This window comes from Marinobacter sp. 3-2 (assembly GCF_003751355.1).
GTDB classification, from domain to species: Bacteria; Pseudomonadota; Gammaproteobacteria; order Pseudomonadales; family Oleiphilaceae; genus Marinobacter; species Marinobacter adhaerens.
This window is the reverse complement of the sequence record NZ_RJUQ01000014.1, coordinates 1-16,091: the sequence shown is the minus strand read 5'-3', so window position 1 is coordinate 16,091 and position 16,091 is coordinate 1. Positions and strand designations below refer to the sequence as shown.

At 53.1% G+C, this 16,091-nt stretch carries 17 protein-coding genes; 11 read left to right on the top strand and 6 right to left on the bottom strand.

All coding sequences use genetic code 11. The annotated features are described in order from the left end of the window. Nucleotides 1-19: 19 nt before the first annotated feature. Nucleotides 20-163, bottom strand: coding sequence for a hypothetical protein (locus EDB94_RS20710; protein ID WP_167450406.1), 144 nt, complete (start codon nt 161-163; stop codon nt 20-22). 81 nt (nt 164-244) lie between these two features. Then, nucleotides 245-1,168, bottom strand: a complete 924-nt coding sequence (locus tag EDB94_RS12720; RefSeq protein ID WP_108018971.1) for a PhzF family phenazine biosynthesis protein — start codon at nt 1,166-1,168, stop codon at nt 245-247. Between the two features lie 115 nt (nt 1,169-1,283). Here EDB94_RS12720 and EDB94_RS12715 point away from each other — a divergent pair, with 115 nt between their 5' ends. Together EDB94_RS12715 and EDB94_RS12710 are read left to right on the top strand one after the other, a co-directional pair. Beyond that, nucleotides 1,284-2,171 (top strand): LysR substrate-binding domain-containing protein, encoded by an 888-nt coding sequence (locus tag EDB94_RS12715; RefSeq protein ID WP_014577052.1) that lies wholly within the window; start codon nt 1,284-1,286, stop codon nt 2,169-2,171. A 119-nt stretch (nt 2,172-2,290) separates the two neighbouring features. Next, nucleotides 2,291-2,701, top strand: a complete 411-nt coding sequence (locus EDB94_RS12710; RefSeq protein ID WP_014577053.1) for an ACT domain-containing protein — start codon at nt 2,291-2,293, stop codon at nt 2,699-2,701. A gap of 471 nt (nt 2,702-3,172) precedes the next feature. Here the strand turns inward: EDB94_RS12710 and EDB94_RS12705 are convergent, their stop codons facing one another. Beyond that, complete coding sequence (locus EDB94_RS12705) at nt 3,173-3,766, bottom strand: Spy/CpxP family protein refolding chaperone (RefSeq protein WP_108018972.1); 594 nt, start codon at nt 3,764-3,766, stop codon at nt 3,173-3,175. A 159-nt stretch (nt 3,767-3,925) separates the two neighbouring features. Here EDB94_RS12705 and EDB94_RS12700 point away from each other — a divergent pair, with 159 nt between their 5' ends. The 4 genes from EDB94_RS12700 to EDB94_RS12685 all read left to right on the top strand — a co-directional run bounded on the left by EDB94_RS12700 (nt 3,926) and on the right by EDB94_RS12685 (nt 6,823). Then, on the top strand, nt 3,926-4,927 hold the full coding sequence (locus tag EDB94_RS12700) for an AraC family transcriptional regulator (protein WP_108018973.1): 1,002 nt from the start codon (nt 3,926-3,928) through the stop codon (nt 4,925-4,927). A 111-nt stretch (nt 4,928-5,038) separates the two neighbouring features. Further along, entirely contained in the window at nt 5,039-5,881 is an 843-nt protein-coding gene (locus EDB94_RS12695) for an NAD(P)H-binding protein (RefSeq protein WP_062784333.1), read from the top strand. A 98-nt stretch (nt 5,882-5,979) separates the two neighbouring features. Then, entirely contained in the window at nt 5,980-6,396 is a 417-nt protein-coding gene (locus EDB94_RS12690; RefSeq protein WP_108018974.1) for a hypothetical protein, read from the top strand. A 106-nt stretch (nt 6,397-6,502) separates the two neighbouring features. Beyond that, nucleotides 6,503-6,823, top strand: a complete 321-nt coding sequence (locus EDB94_RS12685; RefSeq protein ID WP_260312585.1) for a hypothetical protein — start codon at nt 6,503-6,505, stop codon at nt 6,821-6,823. A gap of 71 nt (nt 6,824-6,894) precedes the next feature. Here EDB94_RS12685 and EDB94_RS12680 read toward each other — a convergent pair whose 3' ends face one another. Then, complete coding sequence (locus tag EDB94_RS12680; RefSeq protein WP_260312584.1) at nt 6,895-7,515, bottom strand: carboxymuconolactone decarboxylase family protein; 621 nt, start codon at nt 7,513-7,515, stop codon at nt 6,895-6,897. Between the two features lie 56 nt (nt 7,516-7,571). Between EDB94_RS12680 and EDB94_RS12675 the strand changes: the two genes are divergently transcribed. Next, on the top strand, nt 7,572-8,486 hold the full coding sequence (locus EDB94_RS12675; protein ID WP_108018976.1) for a LysR family transcriptional regulator: 915 nt from the start codon (nt 7,572-7,574) through the stop codon (nt 8,484-8,486). A gap of 24 nt (nt 8,487-8,510) precedes the next feature. On the opposite strand, the gene EDB94_RS12670 is transcribed toward EDB94_RS12675, so the two are convergent. Both EDB94_RS12670 and EDB94_RS12665 read right to left on the bottom strand, forming a co-directional pair. Beyond that, nucleotides 8,511-9,047 (bottom strand): NADPH-dependent FMN reductase, encoded by a 537-nt coding sequence (locus EDB94_RS12670; protein WP_108018977.1) that lies wholly within the window; start codon nt 9,045-9,047, stop codon nt 8,511-8,513. Further along, nucleotides 9,044-9,916, bottom strand: coding sequence for a pirin family protein (locus EDB94_RS12665; RefSeq protein WP_108018978.1), 873 nt, complete (start codon nt 9,914-9,916; stop codon nt 9,044-9,046). Before EDB94_RS12665 ends, EDB94_RS12670 begins: the two co-directional genes overlap by 4 nt. 105 nt (nt 9,917-10,021) lie before the next feature. Here EDB94_RS12665 and EDB94_RS12660 point away from each other — a divergent pair, with 105 nt between their 5' ends. From EDB94_RS12660 to EDB94_RS12645, 4 genes are all read left to right on the top strand, one after another. Next, nucleotides 10,022-10,933, top strand: a complete 912-nt coding sequence (locus EDB94_RS12660) for a LysR substrate-binding domain-containing protein (RefSeq protein ID WP_108018979.1) — start codon at nt 10,022-10,024, stop codon at nt 10,931-10,933. 213 nt (nt 10,934-11,146) lie between these two features. Continuing rightward, on the top strand, nt 11,147-11,641 hold the full coding sequence (locus EDB94_RS12655) for a DUF1772 domain-containing protein (RefSeq protein WP_181259059.1): 495 nt from the start codon (nt 11,147-11,149) through the stop codon (nt 11,639-11,641). A 691-nt stretch (nt 11,642-12,332) separates the two neighbouring features. Then, nucleotides 12,333-15,380 (top strand): tetratricopeptide repeat protein, encoded by a 3,048-nt coding sequence (locus EDB94_RS12650; RefSeq protein ID WP_108018981.1) that lies wholly within the window; start codon nt 12,333-12,335, stop codon nt 15,378-15,380. 13 nt (nt 15,381-15,393) lie between these two features. Continuing rightward, a complete protein-coding gene (locus EDB94_RS12645; protein ID WP_108018982.1) occupies nt 15,394-15,807 on the top strand; it encodes a hypothetical protein in 414 nt (137 codons plus the stop codon). The last annotated feature ends 284 nt before the right edge of the window (nt 15,808-16,091 follow it).

Here is a 16,091-nt window from a genome sequence, read left to right as displayed (position 1 = left end):
CTTTTTCGTTGTAGTCAACTTAGTTGCTGATACCAAGCTCGACTGTTTCGATTGCTGGATTGTTTCCACGTTCGATATCTTCCTGGCTTACACCTTCAGCCTGTGCAAAAGCAGAGAAAGCGATTACAGAGAAAACGAGAAAGAACTTGTTGATTGCGTTCATGTGATATTCCACCTTTTAAGAGAATTAAGTTAGACAGCATCGCCGTATTGGCTTGATGGTTATTCTCTTGGTTTCCCGTCCTCAGAAAAAATTGCTTTGCGGTATACAACACATCAGGTCAGGTGATGGGTTAACTTCAACTTCAATAACTTCTCTGATCGCGCCCCGACCACCCGCGTACAGGTTCTCGATTCTGTTATCGGTTCCAACAGTCAGCCGCACGTTGATGACACTGGGTGAGGGCTCGGCCATCCAGCGACCCTGTTCGATGGTGAATTCCTGCTTCTGACTAGCCAGTTGCTCGCGTAGATAGCAGGCCAGCGGGCCAGCAGCCATTCCCGTTGCAGACTCCTCCAGGATGCCGTACCGGGGGGCGAACATGCGGGCTCCTGCGTCTCTGCCTTCGCCAACGCCGTCGAACGAGAACACGTAGAACCCTATAAGATCCAGAGCTTCGCTAAGTTGCTCAATGAGACCGAAATCTGGCTCAAGACCCTTGATTGTCAAGCCGTCGCGAATGCCAATCACCACAAAGTTGTTGCCGGTATTGACCAACATTGGCTCGGCACCTTCGATCAGATCGTCGGTGGTGATTCCAAGAGAGAGCAGGGCGGCCTGTAGATCAGGCTCGTTCAGAGCTTCGAAACGAGGGGCTCTCTGTTCCATATAAGCCGCTTTACCTTCCATGATGATTGATCTCAGGCCATCAATGGTCTCCTTCGACGACCGGTCATTCGCTAGCAGGCCTTTCTGCTGCAGAAAACTGAAGGTTGCGATCGTGGCGTGGCCGCAATGAGCGATTTGCTGGGTAGGCGTAAAGAATTCCAGCTTTATATCAGCCGCGTCAGATGGAGAAACGAAAGCCGTTTCTGAGAGGCCAACTGCAGCAGCGATTCTCTGCTTTTCTGCATGGCTGAATCGCTGGGCGTGCAGCACCACACCTGCGGGGTTGCCGCCGGAATTACCGTCAACAAAGGCACTTATAACAGGGACTTCAATTTTCACGATGATTGCTCCTTCAGTTATTGAGTGACTTAATCTTTTCAGTGACTGGCTCCCGTAACAAACGGGTAAAACCCCACTACACTTAATGTGAAATTAATCGTAGGCGATCCAGAAAATGCAAAAGCTTCCGCCCCTTAGGGCTCTTCAGGCGTTTCGATACGCATCTCGGGAGTTAAGCTTCAAGTCCGCTGCTGAAGCGCTGAACATTTCCCAGGCAGCGGTTAGTACTCACATCCGCGGCCTTGAAGAGTTCCTTGGTATGAAGCTCTTTGTCAGGTTGACCCGCGAAGTGAAATTAACGCATGAAGGCAGGAAGCTCTCCGGCTATGTGGAGACGGGGTTTCAGGAGCTGGAGAAAGGCATTGCGCTGTTTGCGCCAGACTCGAACCCTGGGCGCTTAACCGTGGCCACGGTGCCATCCTTTGCCAGTCGATGGCTGGTTCCCCGCATTGATTCGTTTCAGCGGGCTCATCCAGAAATACAACTTAGCTTGCAGCCTAATCTGCAACTGGTGAATTTCCAGGGCGATGGTGTCGACCTGGCGATCCGCTTCGGCAATGGTGAGTACCCGGGGCTTGAATCCAGGCTTTTGCAAAAAGAAAAGCTTTTACCGGTGTGCCACAGCAGTGTGACTGAAGGTAAGCCCGTTACGCCGGAGAACCTAGCTCGGCTTCCATGGCTGATCGATGAATCGGTTGATCTGGAGCGCTCATGGTTGGTATTTCAGGAAAAACTCGGAATAAAAATACCGGACAACGCTATAACGCTTCGGGTTACAGAAGGGACGACTCTTGTAGAGGCCGTTCTTGCTGGCCGAGGGATTGCCTTAATGCGGTATAGCCTTGTTGCCGATCTATTGAAAGCAGGATTAATCCAGAGCCCAATCGATATTTCTGTGCCAGCGGAGTACCAATATTACCTTGTGGCACCTGAGGCTAAATTTCGTACCGACAAAGTCCGGGCCTTTGTTTCCTGGATCAGTAGGGCAGTGCGTTCAGGATGAATTCTTATGCAGGAATATTGCGGTCGCGATAAGGAGAAAACGATTATTTTGCTTTGTAAGGCCGCAGAAAATGCTAAGTTCTTGTTATGCCCACGACCTTCCAATAAAGGATAGTAGAGATGATGCGAACTGAGTTTCTTCAGGAATTGATCAAGCAGCTCTCGCCAAAACTGGATTCGACAACTTACGTCTACTGCACAGTACCCAAGGCCAGGTATGGCGAACTGGAACACCTTAACCCGATTGTCAGCATTGCCGAACTGGAAGGCCTGACGCTGGTAATTCCTCTTGAGCAGGCCAAAGCCGAGGGCCTGGACTACTACAGAATCTTCCGGCGCATTACTCTGGAAGGGCATTCAAGCCTGGAGGCCCTGGGTCTCACATCGGTGGTAACAAGCCTGTTGGCAGAGAGAGGCATCACCACCAATGTGATAGCCGGGTTCTACCATGACCACATGTTCGTGCCCAGTGACCGCACTGAGGAGGCCATGAAGGCCTTGAAGGAGCTGGCTAATAACCCGAACGGCTAATCGGACATCCGGTTGTCATTGTAACTGCCGGTTTCTCTACAGCCTGGAAATGGGTTACCAACCCGTCAATCAATTGTCGGTCGGTTTTGTCGGCACTTGAGTCCGAACGGCTGCGAATCGCAGGGCAACGGCCAAGGTAAAAAATGCCGCCAAGCCGCCGAAGAGAGTAATTACAGGAACAATGTTCATAGGATTAAAACCTCCAGTAGGACTAATTGCGGCCTGTCGTCAGTTGTCAGCGTTCCGGGCCTGAAAATCAGCGATGTCTGACCCCGACATTTGCACGACAGGTTATGTGCAAGCTCACTATTAGTCTACGAGGAAGAGGCTGTGATGGGCGTAGGCAGAAACCATTATTACGGGTATGCAAATACACTTAGACGAGCGCCAAACCGTGGAAAGATCCGTTTCTTGCCAGCCGCTCGTCCAAGTTGAACACTCAAGGATTCGTTTCTGTAAACCGACGTTGATTCAATTCAACATCAGCCAATCGCCGGAGCGCATAAGCTGATTTCTTTGCTCGGTGTTCAATACATCCCGAATGTCCTGCTGGGCTTCAACCTGCAATTCGGTGATCTCCTTGATGACGTCGAAGACCTTTTGTTGTTGATCATTTATATCGCCAGCATCGAGTTCCTCTGCGGTATAAAGCTCTTCCAGCTTGAGTGATGCCTCATACCTTTCAACTTTCAGCTCCTGAAGCTCTGATCTCAGTTCTTTCTGAATCTTCGCAATCTCTTCAATCTGATCTTCATCCAGGCCCAGGTCCACGGCAGGTCCGCCAGCCACGGCACCATAGCCGGGCATATTGTGATGCATCCCACCTTGTCCACTCATGCCATGGTGCTTCGGGTATGCCCCGTTGCCATGGTGGCCTTGATAGCCGCCTTCGTGGTGGTAATGGTGTTGCATTCCCGGGGTTTTTCCCCCATCGGTCTGGCCGGCTTCAGGGCCAGATGCTGTCGTCGCCGAAGCTTCGTGGGCATGGGCCATAAAACCGGTGGTAGAAAGGCCCAGACAGAGCGCCAAAGACAGCCAGTTACGCGAACTTTTTGCGATGTTCATTTTGTTGTCCTCGCTTTGAAGAAAGTGTGGAAGTTGTGTTCCATGTTTTGAGTCTAGTGTATACGTGCTTGTTGCAGGATTGGCTGATGAGCGGAACGCTCTGGACCACCAGGAAAATGAAGTTGCACAACTAAACGAATATGGATTATCTATGTTGCTATGTCTCAGATAACGTCATTGTATGTCTATAAAGTTGCCGGTCAGGCAAGCCCGGGCGTAGAAACGCGCGACTTGATACGGGAACTTGGCCTTCCGGTAGACGGCCCCATCGATCCAACGCAGATGGTGTCTTCAGCGGCGTATTACGGCTTTTTTGCCGAACTGGTTGATCGCGATCCCGATGGCGTTGTCCTGCCATTGAGGATCGGCGCTGCCATGCGAAGCGACGAGTACGGTGCTTTTGGTCTGGCGTGGAAATCCGCACCAACTTTGCGAGGCTCTTTCACCAGGGCAGAGCGTTACGGGCATGTACTGGGTAGCGCGGAAACCTATTCACTCGAAAAGACGGAAGAGGGCTTTCTCTTCAACCTTGAAAAAGCAGGCGATGGTTCTCGGGGCATGCTGCTCTCCAATGAAGCCAGCATGTCGGCGGTAACGACCATCAGCGAAGAAGTAAGCGCCTCACGCTTCGTACCGATGGCCATCTATTTCAAGCATGCGCCGCTAGGCAATACCAGCGTGTATGAGTCGTATTTTGGCTGTCCCGTTCATTTCGAGTCGGGTCGCGATGCGATGCTTGTGAGTAACGAAAGCATCGATACACCCAACAAGCTGGGCGACGAATCCATCGCCCGGTTTTTTGACCAGCATCTTGAGCTGCAACTGAATTCGCTCAAAGGCGATACTGAACTGCAGCAACAAGTCAGGCGTGCTGTCGCCAACGTGCTGAGTGAAGGTGTACCGAAGCTGTCACGAATCGCCTCCGAGTTGAAGATGGGCGCTCGGACATTGCAAAGAAGATTGTCTGAGCAGGGCTATTCATTTCAAACCATTGTCGACATGGCGCAGAAAGATCTCGCACAGCGACTTCTGCGCGAGACAGACTACAGTCTTGCCGAAGTTGCCTTCCTGACGGGGTTTGCGGAACAAAGTGGGTTCACTCGGGCCTTCAAGCGTTGGGCGGGACAGACGCCACGATCCTATCGACTTCGAGCTCGCTGAAGCGGGGTTCAAGGTTGTCGTCAGTTGCACAAACTCTGGCACCCTGGGGCAATAACAAACAACACTGTTCCTCGAAAATTGACTTGCACTTACGAGAAAAGGAGCAAGTCAATGAAACCATCCAATCAGTCACATCAAACAATTCTTGTCGTAGGCGGTACCGGAAAAACCGGGAAACGCGTCGTTGAACAGCTTAAAAGCATTGGTCATGAGGTTCGAGTTGGGTCCCGCTCAGCGATCCCGTCTTTTGATTGGGCCAACGAGAAAAGCTGGGACGCCTGCCTCACTGGCGTAACCTCAGCCTACATCACTTACTCACCAGACCTGGCAATGCCTGGCGCCACTGACGCTATCCAGGCGTTCGTTAGCCTGGCCAGACGCCGCGGAGTGAAGCGACTTGTGCTGTTATCAGGGCGTGGCGAAGCCGAGGCACAAGCCTGCGAAGACATTGTTCAGGAATCTGGCCTCGAATGGACGGTCGTCCGCGCAAGCTGGTTTAACCAGAACTTCTCTGAGGGCGCATTCATCGACATGGTGTTGAATGGCGCCATCACTCTGCCAGCAGGCGATCAGGTCGAGCCCTTCGTTGATGTCGATGACATCGCAGACGTGGCTGTTGCGGCCCTGACTCAGGACAACCACAGCGGGCGCATCTATGAAGTGACGGGGCCAAGACTCATGACCTTTGCAGACGTGGCCAACGATCTTTCCCGAGCGACCGGTCGCGAGATTTCATTCATCGACGTGCCTCACAAGAGCTTTATTACAGAGATGGAGAACTCCGGGGCGCCTGAGGATGTGGTCTGGATGCTGGACTATCTCTTCGCAACGGTTCTTGACGGCCGCAACGCCCATTTGACCGATGGCGTACAACAGGCACTTGGCCGGCCACCGAAAGACTTTGCAACCTTTGCAGAGGAAGTGGCAAACACGGGTATCTGGGAAGAACGATAAACGAGTCTGGCCCCCGAAATGAACCAGGTTTGGCAGGCGCTTGCAGCAGTTGTCAAACCTGACCCTTTCCCACTTTCAACTCACAGGGAACATGAAGAATGCTGGATAAGATACTGTTAACAATATCAATCGCACTTTACGCCATTGCTGTTCCGTATTTGGAGATTAACGACACCCACGTGTTCAACCCGGACTGGGTAGCCCATGCGAGATTGCACGAAGTGTGGCAACTGATTACCAACTCTTCTCTCGGTGCAATTGCCCTGTGGCTTACCTGGATGTCTGTCGATGGAAAGGGCAAAGCAAGTGTTATTGCGCTGGTGGTCACCGGCGGTTTCCTTGCAGCCTATGCCTTACAGGGTTTATACGGCGGATCAATGGTGCATCCGGATGGTACGGAAAAGACTGTATCAGGCATCAATGTCGGCGTGATTGGATTCGGTTGGGTATTTGCGAGTTCCGTTTTCACACTCGTGAGAGCAGGGCGCCTTTCTGTCATGCAGCAGGAAAGTTAAATGGCACCAACAGATAAGGAAGTGCTCCAGGGGACGTCTCTGTAACAATAAGACTGCCCTGATAGTCAAAGGGGTGACTATCGTTGATTAGGTTCGGGAGGGCGCCATGACCGCTTTAACTCAGGTATCGCAGGGAAATTATGTACCGACAGAGGGAATGAAGGAGCTTTTGCGGCGGTGGTTTTATCTGAAGTTCGTTCAGAAAAAGAGCACCGTAGAGTTGATGGCGACAGCCTCCGACCTTCGAAATAAAAGCGCGTTGAGCATCGTGGCGCTGTTGGACGTTGACGAGCAAATGATCTCGCAAGTGGTCGGCAAGAAAAGGCTCATCTTTGTTCAGAACTGCCACGCTTACCTGAAGGGCTCGGTCAATCCTGCGGACCTGGGATCCGGCGTTTCAAGCAACCAATACCTGGAACTGTCTTGAGATCTTTCAGCTTGGTAGCGATGAAATAGAGATCACGGTGGCCCCTTTTCGCCACCCTGATCTCTATTTTGTTACTCCGACAGCGGCTTAACCGACGGGAAATCGATATCAGTCGCCAAAACCCGGTTGATGTAATTGGTGAGAACGTTCAGGGCTACGTTGCCAATGATTTCGACCAGCTCGGCGTCGCTGTATCCGGCTGAGCGAACCTTCTGAACGTCATCACTTGAAACGTTTCCTCGATCCTTTGTGATCTTTGCTGCGAACTCGAGGGCAACGGCCGCTTTCTCGTCGTCCGAGTGTCCGCGTCTGGCAGCCTCGATTTCCTCAGAACTGAGTTTTGCAACGTTTCTGCCCAGGTAATCATGAGCCGCCAGGCAGTAGTCGCAGTCGTTTATCTCCGCGACCGCTAACGCAATGCGCTCTCGCGTTTGGGCTGACAAAGAACCAGCGCTGAGGGCGCCGTTCAGGCAAAGATATCCTTCAAGGGTTTTGGGGCTATTCGCAGTAATGCGGAATAAATTGGGAACAGTACCCAAAAGGCTATTTACAGCTTCGAGCAATGCCCGCGAGGCTTCGGGAGCCTCTGAAATTGAGGCTGGTGTTGGAATGCGTGACATATCGTTTCTCCTGTTGATTTCGTTAAGGAGCATCGATATTAAAATTTCAGAATCAATTAATAATTGGTGCATGGAGAAATTCACTATTGCGCATTATGGAAGTATCAATTCGGTAGGATGACCGCTGTATGGATAAGATTGCATTGATGCGAGTCTTCGTCGAGGCCGCTGAACGCGAAAGCTTCGTAGGGGCTAGCCAGAGGCTAGATATGTCAGCCCCGGCTGTTACCCGTGCAATTGCCCAGTTGGAGGGCTCGTTAGGCGTTCGCTTATTCAACCGCACCACCAGGCGTGTCCGTTTGACTGAGTCTGGTAACCGCTACTTTCAGGACGCCAAGAGAATTCTGGAGGAAATTGAGGAGGTCGAGTCGGCGCTATTGGGGGTTTACAGGGAACCAAAGGGCATTTTGTCTGTGACAGCGCCTGTGCTTTTTGGGAGAAAATACATTGTTCCCATCCTTATTGAGTTCCTCGACAGACACCCGGAACTCCGGGTGAAGGCAGTTTTCTACGATCGAGTGAGCAATATTCTCGATGAGGGCCTGGATGTGGCAATCCGTATCGGCAACCTGAAAGACTCCAGCCAGTTCGCTGTCAGGGTTGGGAATGTCCAAAAGGTAGTGTGTGGCTCTCCGGATTATTTAAGCAAACATGGCCTGCCAAACCATCCAGCTGACCTTGCTGATCACCAAATTATCCAGTCTTCTGCGGTAGAACCATCGACGACCTGGTGGTTTGAGTCATCAGAGGGCAAGACTTCTGTACGAGTCTCGCCGCGCCTCCAATTTAATCAGAATGACTCTGCAATCTCTGCAGTAAAGAGCGGCTACGGAATTACGCGGCTAATGTCATATCAAGTTGGAGAGGAATTCCAAACCGGTTCGTTAGTACGAATTCTCCAGGAACACGAACCCGAACCCATACCGATAAATATTGTTTACCTTGAGGGGTTGAGAGCTAGTGCCAAAATTCGTTCATTCGTAGATTTGGCAAAAGAACGACTTCAGAATAATCCTCTGATCAACCATCAAATGAAACCGTGAATTCAGTGTCCAAGCTGAGGCTCTTTAGGTGGTCTGGGGTTCAAAGGCTCCCAATACCTGTTCAAGCTTTTCAACCAGATCGCTATTTGTCAGCTCGGCGCGATCGACATCAAAGTTATCGAAAAAGCTTGGAATGCTGAGGCTGCCAACGACCTTGCCACTGAAAAAGGGAGCAGCGGTTTCAGCAAGCTTCAGCACGGTATTTCCGCCACCGGGCCCCGGAGACGTGGCGAGCATCACGATCGGCTTGTCACGGTAGACGTTTCGGCCAATTCGGCTCATCCAATCGAAGAGGTTTTTAAACGCTACAGTGAAATTGCCATTGTGCTCGGCAAAGGAAACCAGAATCACGTCCGCTTGTTCGATCCTGGCCTGGAAGGCATGCGCGCACTTAGGAATGCCGTATTGCTCCTCCAGGTCGATGTTGTAGATCGGCAAGTCAAAATCATTAATCTCAACATAATCGATCTCAGCATTCGCCAGCTTGGTCGCGGCGTATTTTACGAGTTGTTTGTTGATGGATTTGCGACTGTTGGTCGCGGCAAACGTTAATACTTTCATACAAGGCTCCCCAATTCTCCTGCGTTATAACGAGCAACCACCTCATCGATTTCTTGTTGAGTGCTCATTGCAAACGGTCCGTGTTGAACGAAATTTTCATTGATTTTCTCACCCGAGAGCACCGCAAAATGGCTGCTTGATGGAGACTTTCCGCGTATTGTGAGTGCCTCGCCCTCTGCACCATCAATCGCGCTGGACTCTCCCTGGTGGAACGTGAACCATTCGCCGCGCACGTGAAATTCGATGTCGCCTTCAACTGAATAGATCCAGGCATTGAAGCCCGTTTGAATGCGGTGTTCGAATAACGATGTTTTGTCAGCAAAACCATCAAGAATAGTGGCTGGCCATACCGACGCCGCGTCCGTCTCGACCCCGTTGCTTCGGCCAAGAACCAGCCGCACACGGTAGCCCTGGCCATTCAGGGTCGGCATGTCTTCTCGCTTCACATGCAGGGAGCTTGGCGCCCGGTGCTTCATGCGGCCGGGCAAGTTAACGAAAATCTGCAGTCCATGAATCGTGGCGCCTTCTCGCGGTGCCTCGTCGTGAACGGCACCGCTGCCCGCATTCAGCCAGTAGAGGTCGCCAGGGTTAATGTCGAAGTCATTCCCCAGCGAATCGCGGTTGTTGAATTTGCCGTCCGTATGTTCAAACAAAACGGTGACTGCCGAGAGGCCAGCGTGAGGGTGGGCGCCAAAGGTAGGTGCCGTCATAGTGTAGTGATCCACCATGATGAAGGGATCCATGGCCCCATAAAACTGCCCGTGGCGAAAACCCACACCCGTGAACCCTGAGCCGACACTCAGTGGGCTCCCCTTTACCGGGGCAAGAGCTGTTATCGAGTCGTGTTGTTGAGCAACCTTATAGGTCATTGTCTTTCTCCGTTCCATATCTGATCTGAAAATAATCTAGCAGCTTGGTATCTGAACAAAAATGGCTAAAATATGAACTTTTCGTTCCATATATAGGACGCTAGTGTGAGCATTGACCTGAACGACTACTTCTATTTCGTGCATGTTGTTGAAAAGAAGGGTTACACCGCAGCGGCAAAGGCATTGGACATGCCCAAGTCGCGACTGAGCCGACATGTTGCTCAGCTGGAAGAGCGCCTTGGTGTGAGGCTGCTTCAGAGAAGTTCCCGCAATGTCGCCGTTACCGAAGAAGGGAAGAGCTTCTACCAGCATGCTCGAAAGCTCGTTGACCAATTCGAAATGGCTGAAGCAGCAATGGACAATAGAGGTGGAAGCCTTTCAGGAAAGGTTGTGATCAGTTGTTCGCTGGGTGTGGCGCAATTTGTTCTGTTCGATATCGTGACTGATTTCGCCAGGCTGCATCCGAAAGTGCTTATCGAACAACGCGTCACCAACTCCATGATCGACTTGATTACTGAGGGAGTAGACATCGCTATTCGCGGGCACAGTGGCGAATTGCCTGATTCGAGCTTGATACAGCGGTTTATCGCGAATGTGGAATGGCAGTTTTATTGCTCGCCTGGTTATCTGGAGCAACTAGAGCAACTGCAAACACCCTATGATTTAGCCAGTTGTCGTTTCTTAAAGGTGGGGAGGGCCGGCGCGAAAGAGGCGATTCCCTTGCAGCACAAAGATGGTCTTCGAACCCATCAGACTACCCATATCGCTCTTTGTTCAGAGGATATGTCGACAATTAGGCAAGCCGCAATTGATGGCCTGGGCGTTACTGCATTGCCTGATTATGTCTGCAGAGCACCCGTTGAAGCCGGCCAGCTCGTTCGGATATTGCCAGGCTGGGTATCCCAGTACGCAAGCCTCAGTCTGTTGATGCCGTCACGGGTAGGTGTGCCACCGCATACAAAAGCTTTAGCCGAGTTCATTCGCGAGCGGCTGCCATTGGCTGTGAGGCCGCAATAGACGGAGCAGGGCGGATGTACACGGCTTTCAAGCGTTGAGCAGAACAGACTCAAAAGTCCTATCGACTATGGATTGGTTGAGGCTGTGTTTGAATTTGTCGCCCTCGGCAAAAACTTTGGCATGCTGCGGCAATAACATCCGACATGGTTCCACGAAAATTGGCTTGTACCTGAACCAACTAACGTTCATTGCCCGTCTGACAGGAGCCATATTATGACTTTGCTTGAACTCGCACTGATCGTGGCTACGTTGCTATCTGCCTTAACGGCTGGGTTTGTCTTTTCCTTTGCATCGGTTGTTATGCCAGGAATTGGAAACTTAACGGATAAGGAATTCATTCGCGCATTTCAGGCTATCGACGGCGTGATCCAGGCCGGTCATCCCGTCTTTGGTCTTGTATGGATTGGATCCGTCTTTGCTTTAGTGGCAGCGGCGATTCTGGCAGTCCTGCAGAACGACGGCCTTGTGCCAACCTTGGTAGTTGCCAGTGCGGTCGTCTATACCCTCGGGGTCCAACTACCAACATTCCTGATTAATGTGCCGCTCAATAACGCCCTGAAAATGTTGAATGTGGACGACATGGATGAACTCATGCTCGCATCAGAACGGCGCTCTTTCGAAAATCGCTGGGTACGATGGAACCTGATAAGGACCGCATTTGCTTCCGGGGTTAGCGTTTCATTGATGCTGGTTCTGCTGTGGCTTTGACAGAGCCTGCCGGCAGGGAGATGGCTTTGGAGCGGTAAGTGGTTGTCCAAAAAATGGTCGACCACACAAACAACTAAATTTCTGCATGGGAATATCAGTATCTTACCGACCAAAATCCACACAAAGAGCTAAACGAACTTAAAGTAGATTGGAGAATTGTGCGCTTCCTTCGGTGTCCACACAAAGTGCTAAATTTGTCGTCCATCTCGGAGTTCGAAATAGTCTAGCTGCAACCGAAAGATTGGAGGCGAGCAACAGGCTTTGTTAGCAGCGGACGCATTTTAAACAAAAGCGAGCATTCGCAGCGCCGCGAATTCCTCTCTTCATTCAGATTTGCTTGAAAAGCAAGGCTTCATGATCGCCTGTAAGCGATCAAATGGCGTCATCAACGAAGCAAGAAAAAATGCGCTCGATTACGTTCGGCGGCTCCATGACTACAGGAAACAAATTAGAGGAGCCTGAGGACTTGAAGTTGTCCACCGTATTGAGACCTTCCATGGGAACGCGGTAGAACCCGTATTAAAAATCTGTGTCGTCTAAACGTATGCTTCTCGCCGAAACCAGAGATCCTAGCCTACAATAATAAAATGAGTTTGATAGCTCGATGATCCTGACCAACAACCGCTGTACTGCCGCCCATTTAACGTATGGAGCGTAGGGAGGAATACCGTTTGTAAAGGAGGGACTCTTTATGGCGACCAGAAATAGCGGTGATTTTTCAGTCAATAACGTCTTGGCATTCGGAAACATCGTAATCACTGACAGGCAAGCCCCTGATACGATCACTCCCCGCCTTGATTGGCGGGATCGGTCAGAAGTCATGGTGGAAGGTGAACCAAACCTGTTTGCGGCATTGCAGTGGCGCTACAACATGGCGCCAACGCTGCAAGGGCGTGACACCGAGCTGAAATCAATTCTGGACTGGGCCGAGAACGGGGCGAACACGATTTCGGTTAGATTGCTGTCAGGTGGAGGTGGTAGTGGGAAGACCCGGCTGGCGGCCGAGGCGGCATCCCGGCTGCGTGAACTGGGGTGGTCCGCTGGATTCGTGCCCAGACATGCCAGTCAAGCCCAGACGATTGAAACAAGCTTGCGCAAATTTCTCTTAATCTTCGATTATCCTGAGGAGCGGATGGATGTGGTGCGTGCCCTTGTGCGCGCGATCCAGGACATTCCCGACAGACTGGTTGATTTCCCTATCCGAATCCTGCTGGTTTCCCGCCGAGAATTTGATGAATGGGGCGAAGTGTTGCGCGAGCTTGGCCCAAGAGCCGGGCGTCAGGAATTAACGGTTGTGGGGACGCTTGATGTCGATCAGGCGTTGGGGATGTTTCACGAGACTGCAACGAATTTCGCAATTCAGGCGGGCAAGGATCTGCCCGACCTATCGCAAGCCCGGGACTGGCTTGCATCCGATCCCGGACACCGTGTCCCGCTGGTCGTAATGGCCGCGTCCATCCATCAGGTTCTCACTGGGCAAGGAGGCTTTGGTTTTGGCGGCCCGGAACTGATTCGGGAGCTCGCGAATATCGAGCGGGATCGGGCAGCCCGGGTATCCCAAGACGCCGGGCTCGGGGTCGACGGGCTGTCCAGGCTCCTGTCGCTCGCTGCATTAACTGAAAGCGGGCTGAGCGATCAGCAATGTGAGGCGCTGGCAGAGCTGGGGGTATGCGAGAGTACCGGGCAGGGGCTGATTGACCGGCTTAAGCGCACACCCTGGCGCAGATGGCGCGACGATGGTCAAGGTTTTCACCTCGCCCGCCCAGAGCCTGACCGCATGGCCGCCACTTTTTTAGCGCTCAGCCTGCTGGATGATCCAACACACCGCTTGCCCGAGTGGCTTGCGGAGGTGGCTGTGCCACAGGGGGGCGGATTCAGCGATGTGATCAGCCGGGTCGGACATGATCTTCTGGGAATGCCTTTGCGCTGGTCAAGCGCTTTAGAACAAGCGCTCACCAAGATGATCTTGCAAGATCACGATCGCGCTGTTCTATTCCTCGATGTTGCCGAGAAGGAAGGCACGGTGTTTTCTGCCGGATTTGCAGTGGTTATCTCACAACAGCTTCTGGCCGTCGAGGGGCTCGATGATGATCGACGTGCGGGTCTCTTGAATAACCTGTCGGGCTTTCTCGGCGCCATGGGCAGACGCGAAGACGCGCTCAAGGCGTCGCAGGAGGCGGTGACGCTTTTCCGCCAATTGGCCGACGCCCACCCGGAGGTTTCCACGTCTGGCCTGGCAGCATCGTTGCACACTCTGGCGACCAGTCTCTTTCGTCTGGGCCGACGCGAAGATGCGTTCAGGGCGTCGCAGGAGGCGGTAACGTTAAGCCGACAATTGGTCGAGACCCGCCCTGAGGCGTTCACGCCCGGTCTGGCACTGTCGTTGACCACCCTGGCGAATAGGCTCTCCGATCTAGGCCAATGCGACAATGCGCACGAAGCCGCGCAGGAGGCGGTGACGCTAAGCCGGCAATTGGCGGAGGCCTGCCCGGAGGCCTTCACGGACGACCTGGCGAATTCGCTGAACACTCTGGCGACCAGCCTGTCCCGTCTGGGCCGGCGTGAGGACGCGCGCGAGGCCTCTCAGGAGGCGGTGACGCTCTACCGCCAATTGGCGGAGACCCGTCCGGACGCCTTCACGCCTGGCCTGGCACAGTCGCTGAACAATCTGGCGAACAGGCTCTCCGATCTGGGTCGGCATGAAGACGCGCGAGAGGCCCTGCAGGAGGCGGTGACCCTGAGGCGCCAATTGGCCTCGGTCCGTCCAGAGGCCCTCACGCCCCACCTGGCCGAGTCGCTGAATAATCTGGCGGCCGCACTCTCCCATCTGGGCCGACACGAGGATGCGCATGAAGTTGCGCGGGAGGCGGTAATGCTGCGCCGCCAATTGGCCGACACCCGCCCGGGGGCATATACGCCCGAGCTGGCTGGATCGCTAGGCAATCTGGCGAACATGCTCTCCAATCTGGACCGACACGAAGACGCGTGCGAGGCCGGGCAGGAGGCGGTGTTGCTCTACCGCCAACTGGCCGCGGCCCGCCCGGAGGCCTTCACGCCCGAACTGGCCGAGTCCTTGACCACTCTGGCGTCCATGCTCTTCGGTTTAGACCGGCTCGAAGACGCGCTCAACGCTGTGCAGGAGGCGGTGACGCTCTATCGTCAATTGTCCGAGGCTCGCCCGGAGGCCTTCACGCCCGACCTGGCAGAGTCGCTGAACAATCACGCGGCCATGTTCTCCAATCTGGGCCGACACGAAGACGCGTGCGAGGCCGGGCAGGAGGCGGTGTTGCTCTACCGTCAACTGGCCGCGGCCCGCCCGGACGCCTTCACGCCCGAACTGGCCGAGTCGTTGACCACCCTAGCGGCCATGCTCTTCGATCTGGGCCGACCCGAAGACGCGCTCAACGGTGTGCAGGAGGCGGTGACGCTCTATCGTCAATTGGCCGAGGCTCGCCCGGAGGCCTTCACTCGCGATCTAGCCGTGGCGCTGAACAATCTTGCGACCATGCTCTACGATTTGGGGCGGGGCGGAGATGCGCTCAACGCCACGCGGGAGGCGGTAGAACGGATGACCCCCTGTTTCCTAAGGAATCCATTGGGTTATGCGCAATTGATGGCTTCAGTGGTGCAACGCTATCTAGAACACTGTGAAGAAATCCGCAACGATCCGGACCTTGAAATGCTGTCACCGGCATTGAAGCTGTTTGAGCAATTAAATGAAGCGCAGCAGCGCGAATAGAGGAGATCAGTTCATGGAAGCTGTTATTTTTGTCGTCAAGGCTATGGCTGGGGCTGTTCTGTCAGAATCTGCTAAGGAAGCCTATGGCAGTGTGCGGGACTATGTGAAAGAGAAGCTTGGGTTAGGTCAGGCTGTCGAGCTGCTGGAAGATAAACCAAACGGGGACACCGAACAAAAGCTGCTGGCCGAACGCCTCGCAGCCGTTAACGCGCTGGAACACCCGGAGTTTCGCGAGAAAGTCGATATTCTGGTCGCAGCGCTGCAAGAAGTCACCGACGCACCTAAGCCGGCCAAGATTCTGATCGAGGATATAAAAGCGGGTGAAGCCACATTCCGCCGGATGACGGCTGAAGGCAGTGGGTCAGTCATCGTAAAGGGAGTCGAGTCTGACTGTTTGACGGTGGAGGATTTAATTTCTAAGTCTTGAATCAAATTTTCCAGCGTGATCATTTCGGCATCGGTGTTCTTCTTTTCCTGAGAGCGTTTAGATAGGAAATTAGGCGGGAAATCGCTAAAAATCCGGGCCTTCTTGGTAGGGTCGCAGATCTATTGCAAATCATGGTTTAGAGGTCTAAAGCGGAAATCGGGATAATGAATCCTAGCATAGGCGCCTGTTCAGTAACCGTCCGGTGATTCCACCTTGAGCCAAATCGCCTGCCGACCAAAAGGCTCGAAGCTTACCACCCGGTCGATTCCGGTCAGATCCAGAAA

Excerpts from the sequence above, each read along its gene's own strand:
- EDB94_RS20710 (WP_167450406.1), bottom strand. The coding sequence starts at position 163 with ATGAACGCAATCAACAAGTTCTTTCTCGTTTTCTCTGTAATCGCTTTC.
- EDB94_RS12715 (WP_014577052.1), top strand. The coding sequence starts at position 1,284 with ATGCAAAAGCTTCCGCCCCTTAGGGCTCTTCAGGCGTTTCGATACGCA.
- EDB94_RS12710 (WP_014577053.1), top strand. The coding sequence starts at position 2,291 with ATGATGCGAACTGAGTTTCTTCAGGAATTGATCAAGCAGCTCTCGCCA.
- EDB94_RS12705 (WP_108018972.1), bottom strand. The coding sequence starts at position 3,766 with ATGAACATCGCAAAAAGTTCGCGTAACTGGCTGTCTTTGGCGCTCTGT.
- EDB94_RS12700 (WP_108018973.1), top strand. The coding sequence starts at position 3,926 with ATGTCTCAGATAACGTCATTGTATGTCTATAAAGTTGCCGGTCAGGCA.
- EDB94_RS12695 (WP_062784333.1), top strand. The coding sequence starts at position 5,039 with ATGAAACCATCCAATCAGTCACATCAAACAATTCTTGTCGTAGGCGGT.
- EDB94_RS12690 (WP_108018974.1), top strand. The coding sequence starts at position 5,980 with ATGCTGGATAAGATACTGTTAACAATATCAATCGCACTTTACGCCATT.
- EDB94_RS12685 (WP_260312585.1), top strand. The coding sequence starts at position 6,503 with ATGACCGCTTTAACTCAGGTATCGCAGGGAAATTATGTACCGACAGAG.
- EDB94_RS12680 (WP_260312584.1), bottom strand. The coding sequence starts at position 7,515 with ATGCACCAATTATTAATTGATTCTGAAATTTTAATATCGATGCTCCTT.
- EDB94_RS12675 (WP_108018976.1), top strand. The coding sequence starts at position 7,572 with ATGGATAAGATTGCATTGATGCGAGTCTTCGTCGAGGCCGCTGAACGC.
- EDB94_RS12670 (WP_108018977.1), bottom strand. The coding sequence starts at position 9,047 with ATGAAAGTATTAACGTTTGCCGCGACCAACAGTCGCAAATCCATCAAC.
- EDB94_RS12665 (WP_108018978.1), bottom strand. The coding sequence starts at position 9,916 with ATGACCTATAAGGTTGCTCAACAACACGACTCGATAACAGCTCTTGCC.
- EDB94_RS12655 (WP_181259059.1), top strand. The coding sequence starts at position 11,147 with ATGACTTTGCTTGAACTCGCACTGATCGTGGCTACGTTGCTATCTGCC.
- EDB94_RS12650 (WP_108018981.1), top strand. The coding sequence starts at position 12,333 with ATGGCGACCAGAAATAGCGGTGATTTTTCAGTCAATAACGTCTTGGCA.
- EDB94_RS12645 (WP_108018982.1), top strand. The coding sequence starts at position 15,394 with ATGGAAGCTGTTATTTTTGTCGTCAAGGCTATGGCTGGGGCTGTTCTG.